Annotated in this window: 2 protein-coding genes; one reads left to right on the top strand and one right to left on the bottom strand. The window is 64.3% G+C overall.

Annotated elements, in window-relative coordinates; translation table 11 throughout:
- The first annotated feature begins 6 nt into the window (after positions 1-6).
- Positions 7-13,245: a non-ribosomal peptide synthase/polyketide synthase gene (locus ACSSVC_RS25430; protein WP_492611628.1), complete on the top strand. Its 13,239-nt coding sequence runs from the start codon at positions 7-9 to the stop codon at positions 13,243-13,245.
- 275 nt (positions 13,246-13,520) lie between these two features.
- Here the strand turns inward: ACSSVC_RS25430 and ACSSVC_RS25425 are convergent, their stop codons facing one another.
- Positions 13,521-15,992: a TonB-dependent siderophore receptor gene (locus ACSSVC_RS25425; RefSeq protein WP_404937374.1), complete on the bottom strand. Its 2,472-nt coding sequence runs from the start codon at positions 15,990-15,992 to the stop codon at positions 13,521-13,523.
- Between the last annotated feature and the right edge of the window lie 34 nt (positions 15,993-16,026).

Genomic DNA, 16,026 nt, shown 5'->3' with positions numbered 1-16,026 from the left:
TAGTACATGCAAGCTTTAATCGACTCGGTAGGCACGCTTTCTTCCAAGGAAAGAAGAGCCCTGGCGATTTTGCTTAAAGAAAAGGGCATCAACCTCTTTGGTATCGCTCCTATCTGCAGCCGCGGCGCCGACGAGGCGCCGGTTCTCTCCTATACCCAGGAAAGCCAATGGTTCCTTTGGCAACTGGAGCCCGACAGCACCGCCTACCACATCACCACGGCGCTGCGCTTGACCGGAGAACTGGACCTCGACGCGCTGCGCCATGCATTCGATACCCTGATTGCCCGGCATGAAACCCTGCGCACTACCTTTTCCGAAGACGATGGCACTGCGGTACAGGTGGTCCATCCACCGGCACCGCTGGACATCGAGGTCATCGAACTGCACGCCGGCGGCCTGTCCTATGAGGCCCAGGTCCATGCCCTGACCGACAGCAAGAGCCAGCCGCCCTTCGATCTGCGCAATGGCCCGCTGTTGCGGGCCAAGTTGCTGCGGGTGGCGGCAGACGAGCATGTGCTGGTCCTGACCCAGCACCACATCGTTTCCGATGGCTGGTCGATGGGGGTGATGGTCGACGAGCTGATCCAGCTCTATGCCGGCTACCGCCTGGGACGCACGATCAACCTGCCGGACTTGCCGATTCAATACGCCGACTATGCCAACTGGCAGCGCCAGTGGATGGATGCCGGCGAGCGTGAGCGGCAACTGGGCTACTGGCTGGAGCAACTGGCTGGGGAGCAACCCTTGCTGATGCTGCCGCTGGACCACTCGCGCCCGCCGATCCAGAGCTATCGTGGGGCGCTGTTGGATATTCCCTTGCCGGAAGAGCTGCGCCTGGGCCTCAAACAACTGGCACAGCGTGAAGGGGCGACCCTGTTCATGTTGCTGCTGGCCTCGTTCCAGGTGCTGTTGCACCGTTACAGCGGCCAGGCGGACATCCGCGTCGGCGTGCCGACCGCCAACCGCAACCGGGTGGAGACCGAGCGCCTGATCGGCTTCTTCGTCAATACCCAGGTGTTCAAGGCCGAGGTCGACGGGCAGCTGGGCTTCAATGATTTCCTGCAGCAGGTCAAGCAGACCGCGCTGATGGCTCAGTCCCATCAGGACTTGCCTTTCGAACAGTTGGTGGAAGCCCTGCGCCCCGAGCGCAGCCTGAGCCACAGCCCGCTGTTCCAGGCGATGTTCAACCACCAGACCGCGGTCAAGAAAGGTGGGCAGAGCCAGCGTTTGGACGACCTGAGCATCGAGACCTTGAGCTGGCAGGGGCGTGCCGCGCAGTTCGACCTGACCCTGGACACCTTCGAATCCGAGGATGGCCTCTGGGCCTCCCTGACCTACGCCACCGACCTGTTCGAGGCGTCCACCATCGAGCGTCTGGCCCAGTCCTGGGTGCAGTTGCTGCAGGGCATCGTCCAGCAGCCGCGCCAGCGCCTGGGAGACCTGCCGCTGCTGGGCGCTGCCGAGCAGCACCAGTTGCTGCACGAGTGGGCCCCGGCCACCGGTGAGTTCCCCAGCGATGGTTGCGTGCAGCAGTTGGTGGAAGCACAAGCACTGAAAACCCCGGAGGCCGAAGCCCTGCTGTTTGCCGGCCAGCGCCTGAGCTACGGAGAGCTCAATGCCCGAGCCAACCGCCTGGCGCACAAGCTGATCGAGCTGGGCGTGGGGCCTGAAGTGCGGGTCGGCGTGGCCTTGCAGCGCACCCCGGAAATGGTCGTGGCGCTGCTGGCGGTGCTCAAGGCCGGCGGCGCCTATGTGCCCTTGGACCCGGATTATCCCCAGGACCGTCTAGCCCACATGCTGCGCGACAGTCAGGCGCAGATCCTGCTGACCGAAAGCGCCTTGCTGTCGCTGCTGCCGTCCGTGGAATCCCTGCAGACCCTGCAACTGGATGCCCAGCCGGGCTGGCTGGATGGCTACTCGACAGACGACCCGGCGCCACGCGCGACCCCGGACAATCTGGCCTATGTGATCTACACCTCCGGTTCCACCGGCCTGCCCAAGGGCGTGGCGATTGCCCATCGCAACGTGCTGGCATTGATCGATTGGTCGAGCCGGGTGTACAGCACTGAAGACCTGCAAGGGGTGCTGGCCTCCACCTCGATCTGCTTCGACCTGTCGGTGTGGGAGCTGTTCGTCACCTTGTCCAGCGGCGGTTCCATCGTCCTGGCCCGCAACGCCCTGGAGCTGCCGGAGCTGGCAGACCGCGACCGGGTGCGCTTGATCAACACCGTGCCCTCGGCGATTGCCGCGCTGCAGCGCAGCGGGCAGATTCCGCCCAGCGTACGGATCATCAACCTGGCGGGGGAGCCGCTGAAACAGGCCCTGGTGGACAGCCTCTACCAACAGCCGGGGCTGGTGCATGTCTACGACCTGTACGGCCCATCGGAAGACACCACCTACTCGACCTACACCCGGCGCGAGGCCGGCGGTCAGGCGAATATCGGCCGGGCCATCAGCAATACCCAGAGCTACATCCTCAGCCCGGACCTGCAACCGGTACCGCTGGGCAGTGCCGGTGAGCTGTACCTGGCCGGTGCCGGGGTCACCCGTGGCTACCTGGCACGCCCGGCGTTGACCGCCGAGAAGTTCGTGCCCAATCCGTTCTCCAGCGACGGTGGCCGGGTGTATCGCACCGGCGACCTGACCCGTTACCGCGCCGATGGGGTGATCGAATACATCGGTCGCATCGACCATCAGGTGAAGATCCGCGGCTTCCGTATCGAGCTGGGGGAAATCGAAGCGCGGCTGGTGCAGCAAGCAGCCGTGCGCGAGGCTTTCGTCCTGGCCCACGAGGGTGACAACGGCCAGCAACTGGTGGCCTACATTGTGCCGAGCGACGCGGCAATGGCCGTCGCCGGGGATGCCCAGGCCACCCTGCGCGAGAACATCAAGAGTGCACTCAAGGAACATGTGCCGGACTACATGGTGCCGGCGTACTTGCTATTCCTCGAAGCATTGCCCCTGACCCCCAACGGCAAGCTCGACCGCAAGGCCCTGCCCAAGGTCGATGCCCAGCAGATGCAGCAGGTCTATGTGGCGCCGCAGAGCGAGCTGGAACAGCAGATCGCGGCGATCTGGGCCGATGTGCTGAAGCTCGAACAGGTCGGTGCCACCGACAACTTCTTCGAACTGGGCGGTGATTCGATCATCTCGATCCAGGTGGTCAGCCGCGCGCGGCAGGCCGGTATCCGCTTCACCCCGCGGGATCTGTTCCAGTACCAGACGGTACAGGGGCTGGCGGCAGTGGCCGAGCAGGGTGAAGGCGGGGTGCAGATCGACCAGGGCCCGGTGCATGGCGCGACTGCGCTGCTGCCGGTGCAGCAGTGGTTCTTCGAGCTGCCCATGAGCGAGCGTCATCACTGGAACCAGTCAGTGCTGCTCAAACCGTCCCAGCCGCTGTGTGCCGAAGTGGTAGAGAGCGCCTTGCAGGCGCTGCGGGTGCAGCATGACGCCTTGCGGTTGCAGTTCCGCCAGGAGGCTGATGGCTGGTCGGCGCGTTTTGCCGATGCCAGCCAGCGGCCGGAGCTGCTCTGGCGGGTTGCGGTGGATAGCGCCCAGGCCATGGAGCAGTCGGCGATCGAGGCGCAGCGCAGCCTGAACCTGCAGGACGGGCCGCTGCTGCGGGCCGTGCTGTTCAGCCTGGAGGACGGCAGCCAGCGTCTGTTGCTGGTGATCCACCACCTGGTGGTGGACGGCGTGTCCTGGCGGATCCTGCTGGAGGATCTGCAACTGGCCCACACTCAACTCAGCGCCGGCCAGCCCCTGGCGTTGCCGGCCAAGACCAGCTCGACCCAGGCCTGGGCCGAGCAGATGCAGACCTATGCCCAAGGTGCAGCGCTGCAGGAAGAACTCAAGTACTGGCAGGCCCAGTTGCAGGGCGTCGAGTCGAACCTGCCGCAGGATCGCCCGGTCACCGAGTTGCAGAACCAGCACGCCAGCAACCTGAGCTCACGCCTGGACAAGGCCCATACCCAGCGCCTGCTGCAGGACGCCCCGGCGGCCTACCGCACCCAGATCAACGATTTGCTGCTCACCGCCCTGGCCCGGGTCATCACCCGCTGGACCGGCGAAGCCAGTGCCCTGGTGCAACTGGAAGGCCACGGCCGCGAAGACCTGTTCGACAGCATCGACCTGACCCGCACCGTGGGTTGGTTCACCAGCATGTTCCCGGTGAAGCTCACGCCCCAGGCGTCCCTGGCCGACTCGATCAAGTTCATCAAGGAACAACTGCGGGCGGTGCCGAACAAGGGCATCGGCTTTGGCGCCCTGCGTTACCTGGGGGATGCTCAGGCGCAGCAGGCCCTGGCAGCCCTGGCCGTGCCGCGTATTACCTTCAACTACCTGGGCCAGTTCGACGGCAGTTTCGACGAGCAGGATTCCCTGTTCAAACCCAGCGGTGAAGCCAAGGGCGACGACCAGAGCCCACTGGCCCCGCTGAGCAACTGGCTGAGCCTGGATGGCCAGGTCTATGGCGGCGAGTTGAGCCTGAACTGGACCTTCAGCCAGCAGATGTTCGATACCGCCACCGTGCAGCGGCTGGCCGACGACTATGCCGAGGAGCTCAAGGCGCTGGTGGCGCATTGCTGCACACCGGAGCAGGCGGGCGCGACCCCGTCGGACTTCCCGCTGGCGGGCCTGAACCAGCAGCAACTGGATCGCCTGCCGGTGTCGATGGCCGGTGTCGAAGACCTCTACCCCCTGTCGCCGATGCAACAGGGCATGCTGTTCCATACCCTCTACGAACAGGCGGCGGGCGACTACATCAACCAGCTGCGGGTAGACGTGGATGGCCTCGATCCGCTGCGCTTCCAGCAGGCCTGGCAGGCGGCCCTCGATCGGCATGACATCCTGCGCACCGGCTTTATCTGGCAGGGCGAGGTGTCGACGCCGCTGCAAGTGGTGCACAAGCACATTGCCCTGGACTGCACCGAACATGACTGGCGCGGCCAGCCGCAGCAGCAGGAAGCCCTGGATACCCTGGCCACCGCCGAGCGCCAGCGTGGCTTCGAGCTGGATGCCGTGCCCTTGTTGCGCCTGACCCTGGTGCGTATCGACGAGCAGCGCTACCACCTGATCTACACCAACCATCACATCCTGATGGACGGCTGGAGCAACTCGCAGTTGCTTGGCGAAGTGCTGCAACGTTATGCCGGTCAGTTGCCCAGCCACGCTCCGGGCCGCTACCGGGACTACATCGCCTGGCTGCAACGCCAGGATGCCCAGGCCTGTGAAAAGTTCTGGAAAGAACAACTGCAGACGCTGGATGAACCGACCCGCCTGACCCAGGCGCTGTCCCGGGTCGCGGACATTGCGGCCGGCACCGGCCACGGCAAGCACCATCGCGAGCTGGACCTGGCACAGACGGCTCGGCTTGGCGAATTTGCCCGGCAGCAGAAGGTCACGGTCAACACCCTGGTGCAGGCGGCGTGGCTGCTGTTGCTGCAGCGTTGCACCGGGCAGGACAGCGTGGTGTTCGGCGCCACGGTAGCGGGGCGCCCGGCGGAGCTCAAAGGCATCGAGCAGCAGGTGGGCCTGTTCATCAACACCTTGCCAGTGGTGGCCACGCCGCGCCCGGACATGACCGTGAGCCAATGGCTGCAAACGGTGCAGAGTCGCAACCTGGCGCTGCGCGACTACGAATACACGCCGCTGTACGAAGTGCAGCGCTGGGCCGGGCTGGGTGGGGATGCGCTGTTCGACAGCATCCTGGTGTTCGAGAACTACCCGGTGTCCGAGGCCCTGGAAAAAGGCGCTCCGGCGCAACTGCGCTTTGGCGCGGTGGGCAACCACGAGCAGACCAACTACCCACTGACCGTCGCGGTGAACCTGGGGGCGAGCCTGTCGTTCGAGTTCATCTATGCCCGTGAATCTTTCTCCGAACCTTCAATGGTGCAGTTGGGCGGGCACTTGCAGGGCCTGTTGCTGAGCCTGATGGAGCATCCACAGACTGGGCTGGGTGAGTTGCCATTGCTGACGCAGGACGAGCAGCGCCGCATTCGCCAGGATTGGGACCACACCGATGTGGTCTACCCGACCCACCGTTTTGTCCATCAGCTGTTTGCCGATCAGGCGGCCAAGGCCCCGGACGCGCCGGCGGTGTTCTTCGCCGAGCAGCGCCTGAGCTATCGCGAGCTGGATATTCAGGCCAACCAGCTGGCGCACAAGCTGATCGAACTGGGGGTGGGCCCGGAGGTGCGGGTGGCCATCGCCATGCCGCGCTGCGCGGAAATCATGGTGGCCTTCCTTGCCGTGCTCAAGGCCGGTGGGGTTTATGTGCCGCTGGATATCGAGTACCCCCAGGACCGTCTTCGCTACATGATGCAGGACAGCGGCGCGTGGCTGCTGCTGACCCAGAGCCATCTGTTGGATCGCTTGCCGATTCCTGATGGCCTGCCGACCTTGTCGGTGGAGCGGGCCGCGGATTTTGCCGGCTATCCCGCCAGTGCCCCGCAGGTGGAGCTGGCCGAGGAAAACCTCGCCTATGTGATCTACACCTCCGGCTCCACCGGGCTGCCCAAAGGCGTGGCGGTGTCCCATGGCCCGCTGGCCATGCACAGCCTGGCCACCGGCGAGCGTTATGAAATGAGCCCGGCGGATTGTGAGCTGCATTTCATGTCCTTCGCCTTCGACGGCTCCCATGAAGGCTGGATGCACCCGCTGATCTACGGCGCCAGCGTGCTGATCCGCGACGATAGTTTGTGGTCGCCGGAATTCACCTACGAACAGATGCATCGCTACGGCGTCACCGTGGGCGTGTTCCCGCCGGTGTACCTGCAACAACTGGCGGTACACGCCGAGCGCGACGGCAATCCGCCGGCGGTGCGGGTCTACTGCTTCGGCGGCGATGCAGTGCCCCAGGCCAGTTACGATTTGGCGTGGCGGGTGCTGCGTCCGAAGTACATTTTCAACGGTTACGGCCCGACCGAAACTGTGGTTACGCCGTTGATCTGGAAGGCCAAGGCGGGCGATCCGTGCGATGCGGCCTATGCGCCTATCGGCAATATCGTCGGCAATCGCAGCGCCTATGTGGCCGATGCCAACCTCAACCTGTTACCGGTTGGCGTGGCCGGCGAGTTGTACCTGGGTGGCCTGGGCGTAGCCCGGGGCTATCTGGATCGTCCGGGCCTTACGGCGGAACGCTTTATCCCTGACCCCTACAGCACCACCGGTGCCCGGCTGTACCGCAGCGGTGACCTGACCCGCTATCGCACCGACGGTCTGGTGGAATACGTCGGGCGTGTCGACCATCAGGTGAAGGTGCGGGGTTTCCGTATCGAACTGGGCGAGATCGAAGCGCGCCTGTTGGAACAGGACCCGGTGCTGGAAGTGGCGGTGATCGCCCAGCCAGGGCCGAGTGGCCAGCAGCTGGTGGGCTACATCGTGCCGGTGGACGCCGAGGTGGCGTTGAGCAACGAGCGTCAGGCGCAGTTGCGCGAGAGCATCAAGGCGCGTCTGCGGGAGAGCCTGCCGGACTACATGGTGCCGACCTACCTACTGTTCCTCGAAGCACTGCCGCTGACGCCGAACGGCAAGCTGGACCGCAAGTCGCTGCCGAAAGTCGATGCGCAGTTGATGCAGCAGACCTACGTGGCGCCGCAGAACCCGCTGGAACAACAGATCGCGGCGATCTGGGCCGATGTGCTGAAACTTGAGCAGGTGGGCGTCACCGACAACTTCTTCGAGCTGGGGGGCGACTCGATCATCTCGATCCAGGTGGTCAGCCGTGCGCGGCAGGCCGGTATCCGCTTCACCCCCAAGGACCTGTTCCAGCACCAGACGGTGCAAGGGCTGGCCACGGTGGCGGAGCAGGGCGAGGGCGGGTTGCAGATCGACCAGGGTCCGGTGCGTGGCGAAATGGCGCTGCTGCCGATCCAGCAGTGGTTCTTCGACACCCCGGTGCCGGAGCGTCATCACTGGAACCAGTCGGTGCTGCTCAAGCCGCTACAGGCGCTGCAAGCCCAGACCCTGGAAAGCGCATTACAGGCCCTGACGGTGCAGCACGATGCCCTGCGCCTGCGTTTTACCGAACATCAGGGCATGTGGAGCGCAGCCTTTGCCGACGCCGATGAGTCGGTGCAACTGCTGTGGCAGGCCAATGTGGTCGACGCCCAGGCGTTGCAGCAGTTTGCCGAGCAGGCCCAGCGCAGTCTCGACCTGCAGGCCGGCCCGTTGTTGCGTGGCGTGCTGTTCACCCTGGCCGATCAGAGCCAGCGCCTGTTGCTGATCGTCCATCACCTGGTGGTGGATGGGGTGTCCTGGCGGATTCTCCTGGAGGATCTGCAAGCCCTGTTGGGCAATCAGACGCTGCCGACCAAGTCCAGCTCGACCCAGGCCTGGGCCGGGCAATTGCAAGCCTATGCCAGCAGTGCTGCGCTGCAGCAGGAGCTGGCTTACTGGCAGGCGCAACTGCAGGGTGTCGAGCCGAACCTGCCCTGTGACCATGGCCACGACGGTTTGCAGAACCAGTACGCGAGCAGTGTCGAAACCCGGCTGAGCAAGGGTGATACCCAGCGCCTGTTGCAGGACGCGCCGGCAGCCTATCGCACCCAGATCAACGATCTGCTGCTCACCGCTCTGGCCCGGGTCATTACCCGCTGGACCGGCGACAGCAGCGCCCTGGTGCAACTGGAAGGCCACGGCCGCGAAGAGCTGTTCGACAGCATCGACCTGAGCCGCACCGTGGGCTGGTTCACCAGCGTGTTCCCGGTGAAGCTGACGCCGCAGCCGGCGCTGGCCGACTCGATCAAGCTCATCAAGGAACAGCTGCGGGCGGTGCCGAACAAGGGCATCGGCTTCGGTGCCTTGCGCTACCTGGGGGATGCGCAAGCACAGACAGCCCTCGCCGCACTGGCGGTGCCGCGCATCACCTTCAACTACCTGGGCCAGTTCGACGGCAGTTTCGATGAGCAGCAGGCATGGTTTGCCCCGGCCAATGAGGCCAAGGGCGACGACCAGAGCCTGCAAGCCCCCCTGGGCAACTGGCTGACCCTCAACGGTCAGGTCTATGGCGGTGAGCTGAGCCTAGGCTGGAACTTCAGCCAGGCGATGTTCGATACCACCACCATCCAGCGCCTGGCAGACGAGTATGCCCAGGAGCTCCAGGCCCTGATCGAGCATTGCAGCCAGCCCGAGCACCGTGGCGCGACGCCGTCGGACTTCCCGCTGGCCGGCTTGAACCAGCAGCAGCTGGACCGCTTGCCGCTGGCCCTGGCCAAGGTCGAAGACCTTTATCCGCTGTCGCCGATGCAGCAAGGCATGCTGTTCCACACTCTGTATCAAGAGGAGGGCGGCGACTACATCAACCAGTTGCGGGTGGACGTGGACGGGCTCGATCCCGAGCGCTTCCGCCAGGCCTGGCAGGCAACCATCGAGCGCCATGACATCCTGCGTAGCGGTTTCCTCTGGCAGGGCGAGCTGCCGGCGCCGATCCAGGTGGTGTACAAGCAGGTCAGCCTGGAGTGTGCCGAACACGATTGGCGCTCGGCGCAGCAGACCCCGCAAGCCCTGGACGCCCTGGCGGCGACCGAACGTCAACGGGGCTTCGATCTGGCCGTTGCACCTCTGTTGCGCCTGACTCTGGTGCGTACTGGTGAACAGCGCTACCACCTGATCTACACCAACCACCACATCCTGATGGATGGCTGGAGCAACTCGCAGTTGCTCGGTGAAGTACTGCAACGTTATGCCGGTCAATTGCCGCAGCACTTGACCGGGCGCTACCGCGACTACATCGCCTGGCTGCAACGCCAGGACGCAACCCTCAGTGAGCATTTCTGGAAACAGCAACTGCAGGGGCTGGATGAGCCGACCCGTCTGGCCCAGGCCATTGCTACCGGTGCACGTGCGCCGCTGGAGGAGGGGCATGGTAGCCATGGCTGCACCCTCGACGAGGTCCAGACCCGCAGCCTGGGCGAGTTTGCCCGCCAGCAGAAAGTCACGGTCAACACCCTGGTGCAGGCCGCCTGGCTGTTGCTGCTGCAACGCTGCACCGGGCAAGACACGGTGGTGTTCGGCGCCACGGTGTCCGGCCGGCCGGCGGAACTCAAGGGCGTGGAGCAGCAGATCGGCCTGTTCATCAACACCTTGCCGGTGGTGGCCGCGCCACGTCCGCAGTTGTCGGTCAGCGACTGGTTGCAGGCTGTGCAGGAACGCAACCTGGCCCTGCGTGACTTTGAACACACGCCGCTGTACGACGTGCAGCGCTGGGCCGGCCTGGGGGGCGAGGCCCTGTTCGACAACATCCTGGTGTTCGAGAACTACCCGGTGTCCGAAGCCCTGGAGAAAGGTTCGCCGGCACAGTTGCAATTTGGCGCGGTAGGCAATCATGAGCAGACCAACTATCCGCTGACGTTGTCGGTGTTCGTCGCTGAACGCTTGTCGTTCGACTACAGCTATTCGTGCCAGCACTTCAGTGGCGCAGTGATCCGGCAACTGGCCGAGGGTCTGCAGCACCTGCTGCTGGCCATGATCGGCAACCCCGGGCAGTGCCTGGGGGATCTTTCGCTGCTCAGCGACGGGCAACGGGCAGCCGTTGAACAAGAGTCCCGCCGGGCGGCCGGGCAAGTGGGCCGAGACCTGAATATCCACCAGTTGATCGAAGCCCAGGCCGCGCGCACTCCGGATGCCGTGGCGCTGCTGTGCGCCGGTGAGCAACTGAGCTATGGCCAGTTCAACCAGCGGGCCAACCAGTTGGCCCATAAGCTGATCGAGCAGGGCGTGGGCCCGGATGTGCGGGTGGGTATTGCCGTGGAGCGCGGGCTGGACATGATTGTCGGCTTGCTGGCGGTGCTCAAGGCTGGCGGCGCCTATGTGCCGCTGGACCCTGAGTACCCCCAGGAGCGCCTGCACTACATGATGCAGGACAGCGGCATCCAGTTGCTGCTGACCCAGTCGCCGCTGCTGGAGCGTTTGCAGGATGGCCTCGTGGTGCCGTACCTGTGCCTGGACCAGGCTCCCGTCTGGCTGGCCGGTATGGCGCAGGGCAACCCGCCAGAGCGCAGCAGTGCAGAAAACCTGGCCTACGTGATGTACACCTCCGGCTCCACCGGCCGGCCCAAGGGCGTAGGCATCACCCACAACGCCCTGAGCCAGCATGCACGGGCCACCGCCAGCTATTTCAACATGACGGCTACGGACCGTGGCTTGCAGTTCTCCACCTTCAACTTTGATGCCTTTGTCGAACAGCTGTACCCGGCGCTGATCCGTGGTGCTTCGGTGGTGATCCGCGGCAAGGAGCTGTGGGACAGCGAAACCTTCTACCGCGAGCTGATCGAACAAGGCATCAGCATCGTCGACTTGAGCACCGCCTACTGGTTCATGCTGGGCAAGGACTTCGCCGCCAAGGGGCCGCGGGACTTTGGCCGCCTGCGTCAGCTCAACCTGGGGGGCGAGGCCATGCCGGCGGAAGGTGTGGCCGCCTGGAAACAGGCTGGCCTGAAACACGCCTGCCTGCTCAACACCTACGGGCCGACCGAGGCCACCGTGAGTGCCACGGCCCATGACTGCGGTGCCTACCTGAAGGGGACCGAGCCGCTGCCGGCGGTGATTCCACTGGGCAAGGCCCTGCCGGGCCGCTCCATCTATTTGCTGGACAACAGCGGCAACCTGCCGCTCAACGGTGTGATTGGCGAGCTGATGATCGGTGGCGACCTGCTGGCCCGGGGTTACCACGACCGCCCAGGCCTGACTGCCGAGCGATTCATTCCCGATCCGTTCAGCAGCGATGGCGGTCGCTTGTATCGCTCCGGTGACCTGGCCCGCTATGACGCCGAAGGTGTGATCGAGTACGCCGGGCGCATCGACCACCAGGTGAAGATCCGCGGTTTCCGTATCGAAATGGGTGAGATCGAAGCGCGGCTGCTGGAGCTGACGCAAGTACGCGAGGCGATTGTGCTGGCCCAGGACGGCGCGAGCGGGCCGCAGCTGGTGGCTTATGTGGTGCCAGCCGCGCAGGTGGCGGCCGATACGCCAGAGGCCCAGGCGCAATTGCGCGAGCAATTGAAAGCGGCCCTCAAGGAGGTGCTGCCGGACTACATGCTGCCGGCGCACCTGCTGTTCCTCGAAGCGTTGCCGCTGAGCCCCAATGGCAAGCTGGACCGCAAAGCCCTGCCCAAGGCCGACGCCAGCCAGTTGCAGCAGGCCTACAACGTTCCACAGAGCGAACTGGAACAGCAGGTCGCCGCCCTCTGGAGCCAGGTGCTGGGCGTAGATCAGGTGGGCCTGGACGACAACTTCTTCGAGCTGGGTGGGCACTCCCTGGATGCATTGCGCCTGATCGGCGCCATCAACCAGACACTGGCTGTGCAACTGAGCATCAATGCCCTGTTCACGGCGCCGACCGTGGGGCAACTGGCTGGCGTGATCGCAGCCGGTCAGGCCGACAGTGCACAGAACGTCATCGCCCTGGGCGGCTCCGGCCAGCCGCTGTTCTGCTTCCACCCGGCGGGGGGCAGCGTGTATGGCTACCTGCCGTTGGCGGCGCAGTTGCGCGACCGTTGTGCGGTGTATGGCGTGCTGCACCAGGCCTATCTGCAAGCCGACTGGAGCGAGGTTTCATGGCTGGCGATGATCGAGCGCTATGTCGCCAGCATCCGTCAGGTACAGCCGAGCGGTCCCTACTATCTGGCGGGCTGGTCCCTGGGCGGGTCCATTGCCATGGACGTGGCCAGCGAACTGGAGGCGGCAGGAGAGACGGTACGCTTCCTCGGCCTGCTCGACCCGACGCCGCCCCAGGGCACCGGGGATGACCTGGTTCAAAGGCAGGAGGCGCCGGTCACCGTGACAGCCGAGTCCGAGTGGCGGGCGATCATCGACAAGCTCTGCCAGCAGTTCCCGGGCAGTGCAGGGATGATCGAGAGCCGCTTGACGCGCGAAGCCGAGCTCGACTGGCAGAGCATCCATGGCTGGGTGGCCGGTAATATCCCCCTGGCTCCCGGCGAGCTGGATCGGGTGGTGGGGCTGTTCAAGGCCGAGTTCGACGCCTCGCTGGTCAGCGCTGTGTTCAATGACTTGAGCGCCTTGTCTGCGGCCTATGCCTATCGCCCCCTGCGGGTTGCGCCACGGCTATGGTGGTCCAGTGACTACACTCCGGAGCAGATCCAGGTCCTGGAGCAGGCCATGGGTTGCGAGGTGCAGGGTGGTGAGATCGCCGCTTCACGCCGTATCGAGGTCCGCCATGAAGCCATGGTGGACAGCACTGCCTTGCTGGAAAGCTTCAGAGAGCAGTTGTCGATCTGCTTGAACTGAGTGGTCAGCAAAGGCCTGGGCCGGCAACGGTCCAGGCCTTTGTCGTTTGCGCCATAAGCAAATCAACGGCCCGCCATCGCTCTGTAGGCGCTGGCTTGCCAGCGAATGTGCGCAGGCCTGGAGGGCGCTTTCGCCGGCAAGCCGGCTCCTACGGGGGCGTAGGTGGGACGGGTGGGGAATTCATCGCGTTGTAGGAGCTGGCTTGCCAGCGAAGGTGCGCCAGTCTTAAGGGCGCCCTCGCCGGAAAGCCGGCTCCTACAGGGGGAGGGGGTGTTTCACAGAGACCAGCTGACTGTGACCATGGCGTTGCGCGGGTCGCCGTAGAGGCTGGTGCCGTAGTCGGTGTTGGTGCCGATGCTCTGGTAGTAGCGCTTGTCGAACAGGTTGTTGACGTTGAGGCGAATGTTCACATTCTCCGAGGCCTTGTAGCTGGTCATCAGGTCCACCAGGGCATAGGACTTCTGTTCGATGCGGTAGTCGAAGGTGCTCAGGTAGTTGTTGGTGCCCTTGTTGTAGATGGTGTTCTGGCCATAGATCCCGCCACCAATGGTCCAGCGGTTCAGGTCGCCGGGCAGTTGGTAGGTGGTGAAGGCCTTGAACACGCTGCGCGGGATGTCGGTGTCGAACAGGCGGCCGACGTTGGCTTCGTTGGAGTCCTTGGTGTACTTGACCGAGGCATAGGTGTAGCCCGCCCCCAGTTCCCAGCCCGGGGCCAGGGTGCCGTTGATTTCCAGCTCGATACCTTCACTGCGCACCTGGCCTGCGGCTTCGTAGCAGGCGGTGCCGGGGCTGCACAGGTCGGGGTGGAGTGCCTTGGCGCGGTTTTCCTGGTCGATGCGGAAGATCGCCGCGCTGGCATTCAGGCTGCCGTCGAAGTACTCGCCCTTGATGCCCAGTTCGTAGTTCTTGCCTTCGATGGGCTTGAGGGCGCTGTTGGACGCGTCGAGCTCGGTCTGCGGCTTGAAGATATCGGTGTAGCTGACATAGACCGAGTGGTGCTGGTCCAGGTCATAGATGGCCCCGGCATAGCGGGTCAGGTGGCGTGTCACTTTGTTCGGCAGGCTGGAGGCCGAAGGCTTGCCGTTCCAGGTGGTGGTCACGTCGTAGTCGTACCAGTCCAGGCGGCCGCCAAGGATCAGCTTCAGGTCATCGGTGATGCTCAGCCGAGTGGTGATGTAGGTACCTTCCAGCTGGCTGGTACGGCGTTGGGTCCAGGGGTTGGCACTCATGTCCGGTTTGGGAATGCCGCTGGGTTTGTAGATGTTGGTGTGGGTCTCAAGGTCGATGGGCAGGCCCTTGCCTTTGAACGTCAGGTCGCGCCGGCTGGCGCCCACCACCAGTTCATGGGTACGCCCGAACAGGGAGAAGGGACCGGTGACGTAGCCGTCGTAGCTGTTTTGCTGGTCTTCGTAGTCGTAGCGACCGATATTCTGGCCGAACTCATCGTAGTTGGCGCCCATGCGTTCCGGAATGGAGCCGAGCATGTTCAGGTCCGACCAGCTCTTGCTGGCGGACAGGAGCATTTTCCAGCTATTGGCGAAACGGTATTCCAGGCGGCTGAACGCTGTGGTGTTGTTCTGATCCCAGTACTCCCACTTGCTGCCCAGGTAGCTAGAACGCTTCAGGTGCAGGTCGCTGCCGTCGGCGGCAACCGGCAGGCCACCCCAGGAAGTGTTGTTTCTGCCGCTCTGGTTGGAGGCGCCAAAAGTGAAGGTGGTGTCTTCGTTCAGGTCGGCTTCGGTAATGCCATAGAACACCGAACGTTCGGAACTGACGAAGTCCTGGAAGCTGTCCTTGCTCTGGTAGGCGGTGACCACCCGGCCTCGTAGGGTGCCACTTTCGTTGAGGGCGTTGGAGGCGTCGATCTCGGTACGGTAGTTGTCCCAGCTGCCGGCACTGCCGGTGACGGTGACCCGCGGGGTGGCGGTCGGGCGCTTGCGCACCATGTTGATCGCTGCCGACGGGTTACCCGCGCCCTGCATCATCCCGGTGGCGCCACGCACCACTTCCACATGGTCGAAGATCGCCATGTCAGCCGAGGAGTTCATGTCCCGGCTCAGGTAGTGGGACAAATCGTTGGGCAAGCCATCGGTCATCAGGTTTTCGACGGCAAAGCCACGGGAATAGAAGGTCGGCCGCTGCGGACCGTCCTTGGTGATGGAAATGCCGGGGGTAGCCTTGAGCACATCCTCCAGGGATTTCATGTTCTGGTCGTCCATGCGCTGGCGGGTGATGACCGTGACCGACTGCGGGGTTTCCCGGGCCGTCAGCGACAGCTTGCTGGCGGTCTGCATGGCCCCGGTGGTGTAGGAGCCGGTGTCCTCGGTGGTGGTGCCCAGGCCCTGGCCGCTGATGGTGCTGGTCCCCAGTTCCAGCGAGCCGTTGCCACCATGGTTGCGGATGGTGACCGAGTTGTCCTTGAGGGTGTAGGCCACCCCGGTGCCATTGAGCATGGCCGCGATGGCCCGCTCCGGCGAATAGCTGCCGCTGAGGGCGTTGCTGCGCTTGCCTTGCACATCGTCAGGGTTGTAGAGCACCTGCATATTGGCCTGGCGCCCGAACTCCTGCAGGGCCGCAGACATGGACTGCGAGACGATGTTGAAATGGATTTCCTGGGCCTGGACCTGAGCCATCAGTGGCAGGGTCAGGGCCAGGCCCAGGGCGCGGGAAGCCAGTTTTGGCGAGAACGCCTGGCGAAGCAGCGCTTTCGTCAAAGGGGTCAGTCGGTGTTGTGCGGGCATGCTCATATGCTCTTATAAATCCGGCAGATGTAATGACTGT

This window comes from Pseudomonas sp. E1BtOHC1, assembly GCF_058744285.1.
Note: the sequence above shows the minus strand (reverse complement) of the source record. Positions and strands in the feature narration are given on the sequence as shown.